This window comes from Bacillus sp. FJAT-42376 (assembly GCF_003816055.1).
Lineage (GTDB): Bacteria > Bacillota > Bacilli > Bacillales > Bacillaceae > Metabacillus_B.
The window spans coordinates 4,208,699-4,225,048 of the sequence record NZ_CP033906.1 but is presented as its reverse complement, the minus strand read 5'-3'; the positions used below and the strand labels follow the sequence as shown (position 1 = coordinate 4,225,048).

Here is a 16,350-nt window from a genome sequence, read left to right as displayed (position 1 = left end):
AATGCCTCTGCAATAGGAAGCAATACCTTGCTTCTAATTTCAAGTGTTTGCCCGGGAACAGTGAAATAACGTGTTGAGTAAGATTAAAGCAATCAGAGGGTTGGCTCAGAGGCAGGCTGCAAGAAATTTAGGGATTTCCCGAATGTAATGTTTAAGGCTTGAGGTGGCAGGAAAGCGTGAGAACCGTCACCCTGCTTCGCAAGCTTTCGCCATTTAAGGGTATAAGAAGCATTAAACAGCAAGATCAATAAAAAAATTGTAAAATAATTTATAAATAGTATATTAGTTCCTTAAATTGTTATAATTAAGGAAATATTATATAAGGTTAAGGAGAAGGTTATGCAGCCTATTGAATTTAATTCAGACTTCACAATTAACAGGATGGTAAAAGATTTGCATGAATTGATTGCGAAATTAAATCGTGTAAATGAGAATACTGAAAAAATAGAGTCCTTTTATAATGAATTAAACGTGCTGAACTTATTTACAAAACGGCATATTATCTCGGTGGCTGGCTTACAAAGTGTTGGAAAAACGTACTTAATAAAGCGCACTTTAGGCTTGCCTGAAGATTTACTTTTATCGGAGGTAGGGGTCGGTGAGAAACGTCCTGTTCTAATATCTTCAAATTCTCATATTCATGAAATGCAATTTCATTCTGCAAAATCTGTAAGAAATGAATCTGGTAGTTGGGAAGTTGTAACTGAACGAGTTTCCAAAGTTGAACTAAATCAAGGTGTGCAAAATCCTAGCAGTGATATGCTTTGGTTTGAAGTTGTATTACCAGATGAAAAAAAGCTCGGTCATTTAACGTTAGCTTTATTACCCGGTTTTGAAAGAAGTGCTAAATCAGATTCTCAAAAATTTTTGGATCTATTTTTAAATTGTTCTACCGGAATGATTTTAGTATTGAATCATATGCGTCTTGCCCAAATGGATCAGGAGATCCTCCTGCAAAAAGTATCGAATGTATATAAAGACAAAGCACCAGGCTTTGTTTTAACCCATGCCAGTGAATTGAATGACGATAAAAGACAAACCATTGTGAACAATTTAGTTAAAAAATTTAATATTGAAGATCAAAGTCAAGTAGTCTATTCCGATAAAGATTTTGAAAATGTTCCCGCTGAGATAGAAAGATTAATTATGCAAAACAGTCGTTTTACTTATGATTCTTTAGGGCTTCATTATAATAAACTAGTACAAATTAGCCAGTCCCTGTTTCAAGAGATATGCAAAATTGAAAGCTCTATTAAAGCTAAATATGATACAGAAGATAATTCGGACCAATTGCGGCTTATTTCGAAAGTGTTTAATAAATACAGAGAACAATACTTAAAAGAAATAAAAAAGAATATGGATCAATCAATGGATCAGCATGTTAGCCATTGCCTTGGGATGGTAAATAACGATTTGAGAAATGAAAAACACAATTTGCTGCAGAAAATAAAAGCTGCTTTTAAAAACGATTTAACTTTTAATGATAAGCAAGAAATTGTGGATTGGATTAAGCATATTTACGCAACAAATGATCCCCACAAACTCGACCAGATGATGCTGAAATCAATAGATGCAATCACCAAAAAGAATGCGAGTAAATATAAATCTGTAAGGACTCAACAAATGGGGCAAATTGGACAGCAAGACACAACGTCTTCCCAGATGCAATTAAGCTTTATAAAAACGAACGTAATCAATAATCAAATTCCTTATTCTGAAATTGATGAAAAGGATTTATTTAATCAAGACATTAATCATGCATTAATTGAAGTCAAAAAGTATTTGGACCCTAATGAATTGGATATTACATTATCTGATCAACAATTACGCTACATGCCAATTATCGCTGGTGGGATTACTCAACAGATAATTGCGACAAAAAAAATTATAGAGCAATATGATGTAAGTGAAACTGAAATGAATGATTATCAGTTGTTAAAAGAGAAAATTGGAAATGTAGAATCATTTAAAGGAGAAGTGGAAAATTTAGCAGTTGATATGAAGCAAATGATAGCAGGCACAGCGATTTTCTTCGGTATCGATGCAATAGACGGTGAATTTAATAGTTTTGGTGCTATTGTAGGGGCTTTGCAATCTCTTGGACTATCTGCCGGTGCAGCTACAGGATTAGCAGGTGGATCAATTGCTGCTTTGACAACAGCATTTGCTATCAAAAAGGGTGCAGAAAAAATTGAAAAATATAAATTTGAGCGTCAAGATTATGCTCGGAATGTCTTAACTGCAGCAGGAAATTATCAAGTAGAATCAACCCTAGAATTAATTGGGGAAGTGATGGATGAAATGGAAGATAGGTTAGCCCTAGCCTATCAAGCACGTCGAAAAAATAACGAAAATTTATCTGTTTACGAAGAAATAGATTCACGCATTGCTCGACTGAAAAATGAATGCGGAAAATTAAGAGAAGTGGCTTTTAGAAATGCAGCATTTATTAAGTGAATTTCAGCAGCACCGCCTGGATTGGGCGTTTGAAGCAAAAAATGACTTTTTGTCTCGTTTTCAGGTTTTTCAAGCGATGGAAAATGCAAAGAGCAGTAAAAAACTTATTATTTCAGTGTACGGACCAACTCAGGTAGGAAAAACAACGCTTATTTTAACATTACTTGGTGTTAAAGAAGAGTATTTAGAGGAAATATCAGATTTTTTACGGGGAAAAAGAAAGCTAGGTGAATCGGCTACTGCTACCGTAACAAAATATCAAATATCTCCAACCGATGAGTATATGATAAAAATGCCTAATAAAAAAGAAAAAATCATAAAAACTACACAGCAGTTAGAAGATCAAATGGCACATGTAAGATATCTAGTTGAATCAGGATCTATACAAAATGTAGATCCTGTAGTTATTGCGATTCCTAAATCAAAATTTGACGAACAAGTGGTTTCTATTGAGTTAATTGATTTACCTGGTATCGAATCTGCTGAAAAAAACGAGATAAAGCATGTTGAACGATGTGTGAAATTTTGGATTCCAAATTCACATATATGTCTAATCGTTAATGGAGCTGCAGATTTAACATTTTTACGAGACATTCAAATGCCTCAGCTATTGAAATGGTATGAACACCCAGAGAATTATTTTGTCATTTTAACTCGTGCTTTTTCACCTGAATCTGTAAATAAAAGGATTAAAAATAAGGAGTTTGAGAGCTCATATGATGTTGTGGCCTATTATCAGCGGGAGATTGAAGCAATATTAAAGATAAATCAGCCAACGATCTATCCAGTCGAAATAGGTGGGAGTTTTAAAAACTTAACTGAACAAGAACGCCTTTTTGCTAGTGACATACTATATTCCTTTAAAAATCTAATTTATAATGTGGATGTCCAAAAAATCTCCTTTGGATTCTTAACGGGCTATTACAAGGAGATATTAAAACAAAGCGAACAGGAAATCAGACATCTTGAAAATCAAATTGCTTTAGAAAAAGTAGAGTCTAAGAGGATAGAAAAAAATTTTAAAACGATTATTGATAAACAAACTGACGAACTTATAGCAGTCACAGAACGAATAGAAGTTTTAAATGAAAGCTTAGTTAAAGCAGATGAAATTTATGTAAAAAAAATCAAATCGGACTATTTTAAGAACAGGGTCCAGAAACTATTTGAAAAAGCCTCTATAGAACGAAAAGCAAGCAAACTAAATGAACTTACTTCTAATACAATCTTAGTTATTCAAGATAGTATGAGACTCCATTTGGATGAAATAAATGGTTTTTTAGAAAAAATAAACCACAATCTTGAACTGCCAAGTTATAAAAGTTTAAGAATAGATGCAAATATTGAGATCAACTTTCTATACTGGGATTACTCCAAAATTGATCTGTATTTCTTTCAAAAACATTTTTATGCCAAAAAAGAAGAAATATTATTACGTTTGCTTGAAGAAATTAATACTGCTTGTTCAAATATCTCCGGTGCTTATCAAAAGTTGAGGATAAGATGTTCTCTCCTGGAAGAAGAATTGAGAGAATCAAAGAAAAGCTTAGAAAATCAATTAAATGTAAAAGTGCAGGAGAAAAAGATACTCCTACAACATAAAAATGAGCAGATTCAGAAGTTAGATAAAGAACTGCAGCTTGATGTTAAATATTGGAATAAAGATTTAGAACATGCGGCGAAATATAAACATTTCTTTATACAACATTTTATTCGTCGCAAGGATGCCTTATTGGAAATGGCTGCATCTGCCAGTTTACAAGATCAATACTTAGCCAACTTATTTTTATACACGTTAGGAACGGATGCAGCAAATATTATTGATTCAATGGAGTTTAATTATGACGACTAAACTTAAAACGCCAGTTAAAACAAGTGAAGATAAATTATATGAAGAGGCACTAATTTCCTTAAAACAGCTAAATCAAGAGGTATTTATCAATGATTTAAATGAACAATTAAAACAATTTATAATAGCGGTCACTCAAGAGCTGTCTGATTTACAAGAGCAATTAAAAGAGGACATACAGTTTACAAGCGCTAGTGTAAATATGGTAAACAGCAGTGTAACGGAGTTTACAGAAAGGACAAAAGATAATCTAGAAGAACAGGATCGTACTATTCAGAAATACTTAGAAGATCTTGTTCATTATTTTAATATGAAAATCACTGAAACATTAGAAAGCGACAAAAATAACCATAGGGATTTACTACAAAATATTGATATGTCCCTCCAACTATCCTATCAGCAGTTAAATAAATTTAATGAACGTCACGACTCATTTTATAATTCATTTCAACTGGAAAATGAAAAGCTGAAGACTGCATTAATTTCTTTTCAGGAAGAAATTACACAATGTGTAAGTATATTTAATGAAGTAAAAAAAGAACTGCTAGAGAAAATCGATTTGGTGGAAAAAACAAATGATTCTCATATAAAATTGATACAAAATTCCAATGAAAAAGTAAAGTTGGAACTAAAAAATTTAAAAGTCATACATGAGCATTTGGAAACGATCGTTGAACAGCATGCAGAAAGCCAAATGCATATAAAAGAGGAATACGAAAATTCAATTATCCAATTAAGAACATTCATTGATGAAACTAATAATGAGCAGATTATCCAATTTAAATCGATTGTTAGTGAAATAAAATCTGAAAATCAGGAATTAGTAACACAGCTTGAAAATCAAGCAGCCCAAATGAAATCAAATCAAAGAATCAGTTTGATTTTCTTCAGTATTTTAACATTAGGAGAATTTCTCTCGTTATTACTAAAATAATATTTTGGCAGTTTAATGTCCTGTGGAAAATATTTCTTCAGGGCATTTTATTTTCCTTTGAATCTAGCTCCTTATTTCCGCATCCAATGTGTTACCTCCCTAGAGCTCCCTTTGTGAAATTTCAAGTTCTTGCTTTTCTAGAGAAGATGGCATCACTTTGGCTTTCTGCCCATTCAGTTTGATTTGGAGAAAGCAAAGTAAATGGAGGAGCTTGTAGCGTCCGGGAACGACGGGCTGTTATGTAAAGTGATTGAGAATGATGAAAATGGTCAGTGTGGTATTCTACTTCTTTCTTTATTCATGTTACGTTTAAAGAAAGCCTAAATCATCTCAATCCATAAAGGAGAACCCAATACTTATACAATGTACGAAAAAACTTCTCGATGATCTGAAGGTAACTCCTGTTGAACCGGTTGAAGAATCAAATCCTCTGCTATCGTGGCACGCCAACATGCTGAAGATCGGCAGGCACAAGTTTCTGGTGCTTGCTAATGATAAAAACCGTTACGCAATTGTCCTTTACGGATTAAAAGCCAAAGGATAAAAAGAGAATCAATCCGTTGATTGGAAACGCAATTCGTGAAGTGTTTCAATCCGAATCCATTAAAGAAGAAATCATTAAAAAATATTTGAGCACGCTCCCCAGCTTACTTTTGCTAAAACAAAAGATTGAAAACTGGTGGCGAGTCTCAATAAAGCATGTGATGCGGTGTATTTCGGCGAAGACTACCTGGATATGGATGCACTAGTACAAATAGAAATGAGCAAGCGGATCAGTTCGTTGATGGTTGGTGATGGGAAGGGGTGTATTTTTATTCAAATGAAGCGATGTATCGGGATTTAGTGGAATTTTGGGGTTAGCCTTATTTAATATTGAAGTTCTGGTGCTGGGAGGGTTGGACGGTTCTCGGGCTTCTTTTTCATCATATAGGTCATTTATTAAGTACATGGAATCTGCCTATTTAAAACCCTTAAATAAGATATTATTAAAGCTCACTTCGCCATCGGAAATTTGGATTCAAGTGAGAAATAGGTAATAAATAAAGGCAGGTGAATTCCTGCCTTCATCTAATTCAAGATTTAATCAAATGTTAGCTCTTTCAATTTCTCTAGAACTTGCAATCGGATATCCTGCACAGATTTAACATCTACTAACTGAAGATCAACTGCAATCGCTCTCTTAATTCCCCAATGCCGTTTGATTCCTTTTTCCCGGGTAGTGGAAGTCCAGCGATTACCCACTTTATTAATATCAAAAAAATTCTCATACTTGAATGGACCATAGAAAACCCAATGGTCTGAAACAGCAGGCATTCTTGTCCAATGGGAGTAATCAACATCATATCGAATTAATGATAGGACTGGGTATTTTTCATTTAATCTTACTTCCACCCCAAATAGATTTCCTATTCTCAAATCAGGAAACGTTTCACTCACTGGATCGGCTTCTAGCTGGTATAATTTTAAGAAGTCTTGAATTAGCCAGCCGGTATAATCCGTATCTGATTTCCACCTCATAAATCTCGGTGTTAATGTGACAAATCCTTCTTCTTCCCCTACTCGATCCAACTCAGAGAAGAAAATTTCAAGATTTTTATAGGTTTCTAGCAGAACTTCTACCGCTGCAGATATGTTTTGACCTTGTTCATTAAGTGTTACAGACATAGTGATTCCTCCTTGATATTTGAGTGGCTGGCCATTCCCAAAGCTGGATTTCTGGCTGTTCTCCTGTAAATACATAAGCTTCGTTTGAAATCGTCCGGAATTCTCCAAATCCTTTAAAACGATAGAGTCTTTTCTTATTTAAAAGGGCAGTCAGATCCTCTATAATCAGTCTCTGACCTGTATCCAGTGAAGCAGTATCGATTTTGATGAGTGCATCATAAATATCCTGCCAGCAAAGAAACCCAAGGTGGACATGCGGGTTGATGATGTTTCTTACTGATAGAGATTTTTCCACCGACCGCATCATCGGGTAAGGGGCCAAGAAAATTAAGAAGGCTTCCTTCTCTTTTTTTATATCAGCCAGCATTCTTGAATAGCGGGATAGCTGATGGATACTTGCTGTATCATCTATGAGTTCATTCGACTCATCATCCTCAGAAGAGATACCGCTCAAGTACTTGATTTCTATCCCGATGTTTGATTGAATAAATTCCAAAAGAAGATCAATCTCTCCCTCATAATGGGCTGGCCAGAATTTCAATTGTTCCATGTATCCGGTAAGCTGCATCATTTCTTCATGCCATTGCATCTGGCCGGCAGCAGTTTGAAAACGAACACCTGACAGTACGGATTGAAGCCCAATCTCAATCGGCAAATAACGAAGCGCGCCAAAAAAATCACCGGTCAGTTTATCTTCAAGCCTGTCTGATAAATTGCTGCCGGATTGAGAGATTTTATTGTGAATTTCTGCTTGCATGGAATCTCTCCTGTTCTGCCTTCAAACATGCGATTATTTCTTGTATAACAGGTTTAGACTTTGAATCTAGTTCAGAAAACTTAAAGGCGATTGACTCAGCTTTAGGATTTATTTCTGGCCCTTCGTTTTTATCCCTCCTGAATTCCTTGATTTCTTCCAGATTCATCCTTAACTCAGAAGGAATGTTCTGTCGTTTGAATCGGAAACTAACGAGGGTTCCTTTCTGTTCATACTGAATTGCCCCCCAATACTTTTCCCCATTTAGAAAAGCTTCCTTACTTCGAAGGGTCTGAAGGGTTTCCTTCGCGTTACTGCAGGTTACAAATAGAAAAGCAGAAGATTGCTCATAAATATAATGAAAAAGCTCCTTAGTCACAAATGAAAGATTTAATATCTTTTCTTTGGTACCCATCATCATTCCTCCGCAGCGATTAGTTTTAAAGCCGTTGCACTTCATTCTATGCTATATAGTCTATATACTATTTATAACAAATATTTACATATTTTTCACTGCTGTCCACGGGTATCTGAGAATATATCTGTAAAAAAGAAGCATCAAGACGGTTTGCGTGCTTCTTTTTCCATTCTACAAAGTAATAATAGAGTTATATTGTTTCTTTCTTAAGCATTAACCAGGATCCATCTTGGAATCACATTTGTGAATGACTATAGGATTTAATCAGCAAAGGCGAGTAAAGCACCGTGGCTATTCACCAATACCTTAATCAAGGTTGAATACATACTGTTCCACTTTATCCAATATCTGTTTTCTAGCCCCGTCATTTTCAATTTTTATAAGCATCTTAACACCCACGTAACATCCCCTTCACACCTCCCTTGTACATTTAATAGGTATGAATCCTATTACAATGAAGGAGAGTGTTTATGAATCGCTTTTTTCTTGCCCTATTGAGTTTTTTCGTTTGTGTCGGATCTTTGCTGATCAGCCATGAAGGCGCGGATGCCAAAGAGAGTCCTCGCAAAGCAACGGTATTGTACTTTAACGATGCTCATGAAATGAGTCCGGTTGTCAATAAGTTTGGAGATCGAGGCGGCGTCGCCAGGCTGAAAACAGCCATTGACCGTGTGAGAAGCGAGAATAAACATACGGCCGTGGCATTTGGAGGAGACTTAGGCGGAGGCGCCCTATTTGGAGCTGTGTACCAGGGGTTTCCAATGGTCGAAGCCTTTAATAAAATCGGCATTGATCTTGCAAATTTCGGTCAGCACGATTTTGATTTTGGGTCGGATGTGACAAAGAAACTGGTTGAGCAATCTGATTTTCGATGGATTTCTTCTAACCTTACAGATTCAGAAGGAAAACCATTTGCCGATGTTCCAACCTATAAAATTATCAACAAGCAGGGAATTAAAATTGGAGTCATAAGTCTGACGGATGACATGAATACGACATCTTTAGATGGCCAGGTTGTCCAGCAGGATCTGATTCAGTCGGCTAAAGCTGCAGTTGAAAAAGTGAACGAAACAAAAAAAGTAGACGCGATTATTGCTTTGACGCAGGAATCGTTACAGAAGGATGAACAATTATTAGCAGCCGTCCCGGAAATTAATGCCGTGTTTACCGAAGAACAGGCAGAGGACCAATCTTTCATCCATGAATACGAAAATAATCGCTACGTAGCTGCTCCGGAAGGAAACCTCGGGTCTATGATTCGACTGGATATCACAAAAGACGGAAAAGACGTTGTGCTGAAGCCGGCCGTAATCGAGGTCGATCATACGGTTCCTGAAGATCCGGAGTTAAAAAAGCTCGCAGATGATTACCAAAAGAAGCTGGAGGAGAAGCTTGGAGAACCAATCGCCAAATTAGAGACTCCTCTCAATTATGGAGATAACCATGAAACGAGATTTCAGGAAACGAATATTGGTAATTTTGTAGCCGACAGCTATCGCTCCTTTTACAAAGCGGATATCGGCATGATGAACGGCGGCGGAATCCGGACCAGTATCCCGGCCGGGGAATTCACACTGCGTGATGCTTACGCCATTCTTCCTTTTCAAAACAAGGTCATCCTGGCAGACGTAAAAGGAGAAACCATTAAAGCTGCTCTTGAGAACGGTGTATCCAGAGTCGAAAATCTCGGCGGAGGATTTATGCAAGTCTCAGGCATGAACTATTCCTATAACCCTGCTAAACCAGCAGGATCCAGAGTAGAAAATATTCTAGTCAACAATGAACCGATTGACATGCAAAAAACATACAAAACAGCCATGTTAAACTATGTATTCAATGGCGGGGACGGATACACCATGTTCAAAGACAGTTCTTTACTCGTTAATGAGGCAAACGCCAGAACCGATGCGGAAGTTTTAATCGAGTACGCAAAAGATTTAGGGGTAATCGATGTGAAGACAGAGGGTAGAATTAGCGTAATGCAATAGGAGCAAACAGATAGCATTCCACAAAAAAAGCACGATGATCGGCTTTATCTGCTCATTGTGCTTTTTCATTTAAATAAGGGCAGTTATATTTATTCGAATGAAGCAATGATCCGGGATTTAAGGGAGTTTATGGGGGAATAGTTTTCCTTCCTATGCAAAAAGAAGCGTTGGGGTGATTCCCGCGCTTCTTTTTCATGTTTAAAGAGTGAAAAAACAAATTGGATAATTTTGTTTATTGTGACTTTTATAAGGGAAAGAAGGTGAAGAAAAAGATTCTGTTTGTGAAGTGCCATAACAATAGAATGGTTCAAGAGAACCTCCTTGAAGGATAAGAAAAGGACTTTTGGATGATGGAAAGAGTTTATGTATTATTTTACCATTATATTCATGAGTGACTGGAAAGGAGTGGAATTTTTGCCGGATTTAATAGAAATGGAAGCCAGGGCAGCCATACTGGCTAAACGAATCGAGATTATGAAAAAAATGGCGTCCCTGCAAAAATACAAGGCTGATATTCAGGAAGGAATGGATGAGCTCCGCAAAACCAAACAGGGCCTTAAAAATGCTCACGATACCTATCTGGGGCAATGGACCGGGGAAGGCGGGACAGCATACAAGGAGCTTGCGGAGGATCTCAATCATTTACTTGGGCAAATGGAGATCTCCGGGGTGGAAACCATTGAGGCCATTAATGAGGAAATCAGACGTCTCTTACAGGAGCTGGCCTCCCTATGACGGATATCCAAATCAAACCGCAGGAACTCCTGGAACTCGCCCAGAAAATCGGCCAGTCCATCCAAATCGCTCAGGAAGGCCAATCCATCATCACCAAAGCCTCCTCCTACGCTACCACCGCTGATATTGAACATGCTAAAATGAACTTATTGAAACAACTGGAAACGTACCTCGGAAAATTAGATCATGGACATCAGAAGGTGTTTATTGCGCGGGAGCTGATGCTCGGAACGGACAAAAATTGTGCTGCCATCTACGCAGAAAATCCATGGGACGTTCCAAAATCGATTAAGGACAACCCTATGGCCATCATTGAATGGAAAAGAAAACATATTTACTTTGAAAATGGTGTTTTAGTTAATCCTATGGGGAATGTAGAGACACCAAAATCTACAATAAAGAAAACCAGTCCAAAAATTAATTATAAAAGCATAGTAAGAACACTCCCTAAAACCAAGCTCGTAAAGAAAAAGAATAAATTAGCAGAGGCACTGAGGGATTCTGTAGAAATGCAGTTAAACACTCACCCTGCAACAATGGGAACCCTGGACCAATTAAAAACCCTAACCGGGCGTGATCCGCTTACTTGGAAAAAAATATCTGATTTAGAAAGAAAACGGGCGGGATCGGCATGGCTGGACAGTATTCCGGGAATTTCAAATTTTAAATCTGCCAAAGAACTAAGCTCAGGTGAAAATGCTATTACCAAAGAAAAGCTATCCAATTTCGATAAAGTCGTTGCTGCCATCACAATAGGTGGCGGAGCTTACACCCGTCCGTTAAAACCTGGTATCAGGGCCATAAAAAACATTCCGAAGCAGCTGGTGCGGAAAGCGGATGATATGGTAGGGAAGGTTGATGTGAAGACTGGTTCGTATAGGTCGTTGGATAAGAAGATAGGTAATGCATATGATATTGCAAAAAATGGAGGAAAACATTCAGGTTTTTATAAGCAATATATAAATAAGTCCCCTGAGGAAATAAAGAAAGGTATACAATCAATCAATAAACAGATTTCAGAGCATCAAGATAAAATAAAAAATCCTGAGAAGTCCATTCCGAATTTTAAAAATTTAGATCCAAGACAACAGGAAGCTTTGATAAATAAAAAATGGCCATCTGATATTCAAAGGCAAATGGAACAAAAACGAATACTTGAAGGAATATTAAGAGGAAAGTAAGGTGGAATAACATTGAATAATGAGATGAAGAATTTTTTGGCTGATTTGATAATGGAATTACAAGAAAAGTACAATCAATCATTGATATCAACAGATACGGAAAGTCTTGAAGAAAAGAACTATAGACTAGGTATGAATTTTTCCTATTACGATGTACTAGAAGTAATTGAGTCTCAGTTAAAGTCTTTTGGCTTTGGAGTTGAAGAAATCAATGGTATAACACCGATACTGGGAGAAAAAATTATTAAATAAAAATCTATCACTATTTGGTGGATAACCTCAAGGATTTCCTTATTGAGGTTTTTTTTATGAGGAGGGGTGCCGAATCGAACTTTTTCCGAAAGAGCCCTTCCTTTTCTAATATTAACGAAGAAATTCCCCTGCAGCGCATTTATAGGGCTTTAATTTCTCTCCAAGATCCCCCCCATTCTTGTCATCTAATTCTTCATGGGAGGAGGTTTTTCATTCCAGCCGCTTTTCATTCTTTATTAAACACCTGAAAGTACACAGAGTATTAGAAATAATCAGTAAGATTTCGCCATTACGTAGAAACTTGGGCTGGGGACGATTTCCATACTTTTAAGAATCCCGCTCCAGCACATTTACCACCATTTCGTGAACAACCCCATGATCACGTACATCATGCAGAGTATAACTTTCCCCGGGAAGTGTGTACCACTCCTCGGCGCCGGCATAGGTGATGGCGAGGGTAAGCACGCCGTTGTTATCACACGTAGTGCGCAGTTCGAGCTCGCCGCTGATGACACCGACTTCAGTGGTCATGACTCCGTGGGTTGCGGTGAAGATCGTTGATTTTGTTTCCATATTGGTGCCTCCTTTTATTGAATAAAAATGTGCAGCACGTACGGACGTGATACCGTACGTACGTGCTGGAACAGACTTAGTAGGAGCAGGTGTTAAGCATGCTTTGCAGCGCCGTTTTCTCCGATGACTGCAGATGCAGGTCCCAGTTGTATTTGGTTGTAATCCACCACTTCGCATAGCCGCAGCTTGCACCGGAGCGGGATGGCTTCCATGTTGATGGATCCTGGTCGCCTTTGGAGCGGTTTGAGCTTGCCGTTACCGCAATAAGCTGAGGGCCGCTTAGATCATTGGCAAAGCTTTCGCGCTTTGCTGTCGTCCAGCTGCTTGCGCCGGAACGCCACGCTTCAGCGAGCGGGACCACGTGATCAATGTCCATTTCAGACGGAGAGTAAACCATGACACCGTCATAGTAACTGTACCATACACCGGAAGTGACAGGGCAGCTTCCACTGTAAGAGTCGGCATCACGCTTGAGTACAACCTGGCGGGTATCGCATCCTCCGCCTTGACTAATCCAGTGAGGGAACTTGTCCCTCGAGTAGCCTGTCATAGACTCCTCGCTCTTCACAGTCAGAGAGTTCAAGTACGACTGAACGGTCGCCTTGGAAGGAGTCACGGAAGGAACAGCCGAAGCCGCAGGCAGTTTCACAACAGCAAATGAGAGAACCAGGATAAAAACAAACAGCATTGATTTTTTAAGCATGGTGAGATGCCTCCTGTATTTAATTTTTTGGCTATGTTGATTTTTAACACCTGTTGATTGGAGCGAACGACTGCTAGCTGCAATCAACAGCCAAGTTTAACAGAGCTAATTTTTAAAACTAAACGAATAAGAGCACGTGTCTACCTGAAATGATAGTGTACCTTCTCCCTCCCCCTCAAGTTAAACATTTGTAAAGAATCTATATTTTGTAAAGAAAAATAAGTCTTTCCATAAGGTGAAAAGTGCCTTTTTTAATTGGAATATCATGATATAGTCCTGAACATTCTTTGTTTCTCCCCCTATAAAACTCCATATTTCGGCTAGATGCTTGGGCAGAAGCTCATGAGAAATAAAGAGTTACATGTTTATTTCTTAGTTAAATCAGACTAGTTATCAAAAATAGATCAGATACATAAGGACTTTGTGTAAATGGGTTTATTTGGTGAAAGTGATAAAGTTAATATAGAAAATCTCGGTATGGAAAAGGGAATCAAGATAAGCACATTTAGCCTTATTCTCTCGTTAGCGGGACCTCTTACGGAAAGGCAAGGAAGCATGTAGAAAAGTTAGGAATCATAGGAGAAAATTTAGAGTTAAAGGGAATGGGAATTAATTGAATCGTAAAAAAGACTGCTGTTGAAATTTCAGCAGTCTTTTTTAATAATCAGCTCTCTTACATGAGCAGCGATCATATGAAAATAAATGGGATAAAAGTATGAATATCGGTTCTCTTACTTCCAAAGGAGTAGAACCGTCCCTTTGCCCTAAAATTCACTTCGCACCAGTATCTGCTTCATGAAGGATCATAAGCTGGTTAAATGCATGCTCCCCGATCAGCTGCTTAACCTCTTTCATTTTCTTGTCAGATGCATTCATGGGAACCATGTGCATTTGTATGAGATCACTTGTTAATTGTATAAATGATTTGTCGTATCCGAGTTTCGTTAGCCAGTATACGGCCAGCTGGGAGGATACGTATTCGTGTCCTATGAAGCTCGCGTATCGTGTTGACTCCCCTTTAAAATTAACAAAGGACTTGCAGAATCCTTTCCCCAGATCATGAAACAAGGCAGCCCACAGCAGTTGAAGTTTATCCGCTTCGTGATCATTATTTAAAATCCTCTCCCAAACATGATACGTGTGCCTGCTTATGGAGAAGCTATGATAGGAAGAGTCATGGGGCACATTATAGATGGATTGAAAGTCGGGAATATGGGATTGGAGATGGCTGAAAAGTACATCATGCTCTAATTCAGCAGTAATCATGTTTTCCAGAGGCAGTCTGGAATCCAACGTATTCTTTTCACTTGAAACAACAATCAATTCATCCCAGCCTTCGTTAACTAATGGAATCTGCAAGGATTGATACATTTTATCGATGACCTGCTGTGAAACTCTTCGTTCGCGATTCGTGTTCCGTTTCGTGACGGTATCATAATGTTCATTTATATAGTAAGCCGATTTCTTTTCGCATTTGATCACATGGTTGATCAAGTGTTTTCTGCGTTTGCGGTTCGTGTTGGTGGCATCATAAATTACATTTCCGCCGGTATCCAGGTGTTGGATGATTCTTCTATGCATTTCTTCAAAAATGAACTCATTGCTTTCCTGATCATGGACATCTCCCAGCAATTCCTGTCTAAGTAAATCGGAGGAAAAGACCACGGCATCGATTTCTTTTGCCAGTTTTTCAGCATAGGTGGATTTACCGCTCCCGGGCAATCCGATCATCATATTAAAGGACGGCATCGCTTGGCCTCCCTATGTACTGCAAGTAATGTTTATATATATGCTCCTTCAGGATCTCTTCATGTAATTTAGCATCTGCTTTTTTAAAGACTAAATATTTAAGCTCGTTCGGCACATGCTGATTGACATACATCGCGAACGATTTTCGATCGGAAGAATTTACGCTCGCGTTCGAATAGTGATCGGTAATCATCTTGGACAGGTCATTCAGGTTTTGATCAAGAGTGGATGTAAAGCGCTCGATTTCTGTTCTGAACTCTTCAGGCATTTTTAGAATTAATTCATCCATTTTTCCCTGGGACCAGTATTCCGTTTTCAGCTTGTCTGATAGTCCATAAGCAATTTTGTGGATGTCTAAATAGCTGCTGCCTTTAATCTTCAGCCTCATCCCATTTGGCCATCTAAGAACCCAGCCTTCGCTATTATGATCAATGGTTTCTTTTAACTTGATCGCTTCTTCAACCGTTAACTTGATTTGTTCCGTAACCTGCATTCCGAGTGCTTTTCCGAGTTCCTGCAGCTCGTTATAGGGATAATCATGTCCCGTAAACCGGTTAATGGCCCCAATGATAATCAAATCGGACATGCCGTTGTAATCGACAACAACTCTGGTAGCAGGATGGATAATCTCCACTAACAAAGTAATTTCATGAGGAACCTGCACATGGGCGTATTGACGGTCCCAAATCTGCTGTGCTGCTTTTGCCTGCTCGGATTCAAAGGAACCTCTCGTCGCCCAGTACAGTTTATCATTCACTCGATAGCAAATGCCCAAAGAGCCATCCTGTTTAACCGTAAATTCCGGCGTCTCCGAAAATGGAATCTCTGACTCTAATTCCGGCATTTCTCCATGATTAAAGAATTTAGGGAAGGGCCTGGCTAAGACTTCGCCGGATGCCTCATCAATAATTAACCCCCTGCAATGTAATGTCACTTCATTCCAACGTTTCTCATATGTTGCGTGCTCGGTATAGTTAAGGATTACGATATGAGGATGTTCCGGATGGTGTCTCCTTGTAATAAACTTGCTCTCCACTTCTTTCATGTATTGATCTTTTGGAAACACATTCATCTCTCCTTTATCGGTAACTG

Annotated in this window: 15 protein-coding genes; 8 read left to right on the top strand and 7 right to left on the bottom strand. The window is 38.2% G+C overall.

Going from position 1 to position 16,350, the window contains the following annotated elements; all coding sequences use genetic code 11:
• Window positions 1-339 precede the first annotated feature (339 nt).
• The 4 genes from CEF21_RS21035 (at window position 340) to CEF21_RS21990 (ending at window position 5,784) form a co-directional block, all read left to right on the top strand.
• On the top strand, window positions 340-2,457 hold the full coding sequence (locus CEF21_RS21035; protein WP_123919813.1) for a hypothetical protein: 2,118 nt from the start codon (window positions 340-342) through the stop codon (window positions 2,455-2,457).
• Window positions 2,438-4,309, top strand: coding sequence for a hypothetical protein (locus CEF21_RS21030; RefSeq protein WP_123919811.1), 1,872 nt, complete (start codon window positions 2,438-2,440; stop codon window positions 4,307-4,309). The genes CEF21_RS21035 and CEF21_RS21030 overlap by 20 nt, the downstream gene beginning before the upstream one ends.
• Entirely contained in the window at window positions 4,299-5,240 is a 942-nt protein-coding gene (locus tag CEF21_RS21025) for a hypothetical protein (RefSeq protein WP_123919809.1), read from the top strand. Before CEF21_RS21030 ends, CEF21_RS21025 begins: the two co-directional genes overlap by 11 nt.
• A gap of 337 nt (window positions 5,241-5,577) precedes the next feature.
• Complete coding sequence (locus CEF21_RS21990; protein WP_481747689.1) at window positions 5,578-5,784, top strand: DUF6933 domain-containing protein; 207 nt, start codon at window positions 5,578-5,580, stop codon at window positions 5,782-5,784.
• 536 nt (window positions 5,785-6,320) lie between these two features.
• Here the strand turns inward: CEF21_RS21990 and CEF21_RS21020 are convergent.
• The 3 genes from CEF21_RS21020 to CEF21_RS21010 are packed head-to-tail and all read right to left on the bottom strand — an operon-like array spanning window position 6,321 to window position 8,074.
• Window positions 6,321-6,905 carry a hypothetical protein gene (locus tag CEF21_RS21020; RefSeq protein ID WP_123919807.1) on the bottom strand — a complete coding sequence of 195 codons (585 nt, stop codon included), beginning with the start codon at window positions 6,903-6,905 and terminating at the stop codon, window positions 6,321-6,323.
• Window positions 6,889-7,662: a hypothetical protein gene (locus CEF21_RS21485; RefSeq protein ID WP_206427791.1), complete on the bottom strand. Its 774-nt coding sequence runs from the start codon at window positions 7,660-7,662 to the stop codon at window positions 6,889-6,891. The genes CEF21_RS21020 and CEF21_RS21485 overlap by 17 nt, the downstream gene beginning before the upstream one ends.
• Window positions 7,640-8,074 carry a hypothetical protein gene (locus CEF21_RS21010; protein ID WP_123919805.1) on the bottom strand — a complete coding sequence of 145 codons (435 nt, stop codon included), beginning with the start codon at window positions 8,072-8,074 and terminating at the stop codon, window positions 7,640-7,642. The genes CEF21_RS21485 and CEF21_RS21010 overlap by 23 nt, the downstream gene beginning before the upstream one ends.
• A 473-nt stretch (window positions 8,075-8,547) precedes the next feature.
• On the opposite strand from CEF21_RS21010, the gene CEF21_RS21005 reads away from it, so the two are divergent.
• From CEF21_RS21005 to CEF21_RS20990, 4 genes are all read left to right on the top strand, one after another.
• A complete protein-coding gene (locus CEF21_RS21005) occupies window positions 8,548-10,065 on the top strand; it encodes a bifunctional metallophosphatase/5'-nucleotidase (protein WP_123919803.1) in 1,518 nt (505 codons plus the stop codon).
• Between the two features lie 414 nt (window positions 10,066-10,479).
• A complete protein-coding gene (locus tag CEF21_RS21000; RefSeq protein ID WP_123919801.1) occupies window positions 10,480-10,800 on the top strand; it encodes a hypothetical protein in 321 nt (106 codons plus the stop codon).
• Window positions 10,797-11,981, top strand: coding sequence for a pre-toxin TG domain-containing protein (locus CEF21_RS20995; RefSeq protein WP_123919799.1), 1,185 nt, complete (start codon window positions 10,797-10,799; stop codon window positions 11,979-11,981). The genes CEF21_RS21000 and CEF21_RS20995 overlap by 4 nt, the downstream gene beginning before the upstream one ends.
• A 12-nt stretch (window positions 11,982-11,993) precedes the next feature.
• Entirely contained in the window at window positions 11,994-12,233 is a 240-nt protein-coding gene (locus tag CEF21_RS20990; RefSeq protein WP_123919797.1) for a hypothetical protein, read from the top strand.
• 327 nt (window positions 12,234-12,560) lie between these two features.
• On the opposite strand, the gene CEF21_RS20985 is transcribed toward CEF21_RS20990, so the two are convergent.
• The 4 genes from CEF21_RS20985 to CEF21_RS20970 all read right to left on the bottom strand — a co-directional run bounded on the left by CEF21_RS20985 (window position 12,561) and on the right by CEF21_RS20970 (window position 16,324).
• Window positions 12,561-12,806, bottom strand: coding sequence for a hypothetical protein (locus tag CEF21_RS20985; protein ID WP_123919795.1), 246 nt, complete (start codon window positions 12,804-12,806; stop codon window positions 12,561-12,563).
• 76 nt (window positions 12,807-12,882) lie between these two features.
• Window positions 12,883-13,509, bottom strand: a complete 627-nt coding sequence (locus CEF21_RS20980; RefSeq protein WP_123919793.1) for an HNH endonuclease family protein — start codon at window positions 13,507-13,509, stop codon at window positions 12,883-12,885.
• 771 nt (window positions 13,510-14,280) lie between these two features.
• On the bottom strand, window positions 14,281-15,258 hold the full coding sequence (locus tag CEF21_RS20975) for an ATP-binding protein (RefSeq protein ID WP_123919791.1): 978 nt from the start codon (window positions 15,256-15,258) through the stop codon (window positions 14,281-14,283).
• Window positions 15,245-16,324 (bottom strand): RNA ligase, encoded by a 1,080-nt coding sequence (locus CEF21_RS20970; protein ID WP_164462271.1) that lies wholly within the window; start codon window positions 16,322-16,324, stop codon window positions 15,245-15,247. Before CEF21_RS20970 ends, CEF21_RS20975 begins: the two co-directional genes overlap by 14 nt.
• Window positions 16,325-16,350: the final 26 nt, after the last annotated feature.

Coding starts and splice junctions, on each gene's coding strand:
- CEF21_RS21035 (WP_123919813.1), top strand. CDS start 340: ATGCAGCCTATTGAATTTAATTCAGACTTCACAATTAACAGGATGGTA.
- CEF21_RS21030 (WP_123919811.1), top strand. CDS start 2,438: ATGCAGCATTTATTAAGTGAATTTCAGCAGCACCGCCTGGATTGGGCG.
- CEF21_RS21025 (WP_123919809.1), top strand. CDS start 4,299: ATGACGACTAAACTTAAAACGCCAGTTAAAACAAGTGAAGATAAATTA.
- CEF21_RS21020 (WP_123919807.1), bottom strand. CDS start 6,905: ATGTCTGTAACACTTAATGAACAAGGTCAAAACATATCTGCAGCGGTA.
- CEF21_RS21485 (WP_206427791.1), bottom strand. CDS start 7,662: ATGCAAGCAGAAATTCACAATAAAATCTCTCAATCCGGCAGCAATTTA.
- CEF21_RS21010 (WP_123919805.1), bottom strand. CDS start 8,074: ATGGGTACCAAAGAAAAGATATTAAATCTTTCATTTGTGACTAAGGAG.
- CEF21_RS21005 (WP_123919803.1), top strand. CDS start 8,548: ATGAATCGCTTTTTTCTTGCCCTATTGAGTTTTTTCGTTTGTGTCGGA.
- CEF21_RS20995 (WP_123919799.1), top strand. CDS start 10,797: ATGACGGATATCCAAATCAAACCGCAGGAACTCCTGGAACTCGCCCAG.
- CEF21_RS20985 (WP_123919795.1), bottom strand. CDS start 12,806: ATGGAAACAAAATCAACGATCTTCACCGCAACCCACGGAGTCATGACC.
- CEF21_RS20980 (WP_123919793.1), bottom strand. CDS start 13,509: ATGCTTAAAAAATCAATGCTGTTTGTTTTTATCCTGGTTCTCTCATTT.
- CEF21_RS20975 (WP_123919791.1), bottom strand. CDS start 15,258: ATGCCGTCCTTTAATATGATGATCGGATTGCCCGGGAGCGGTAAATCC.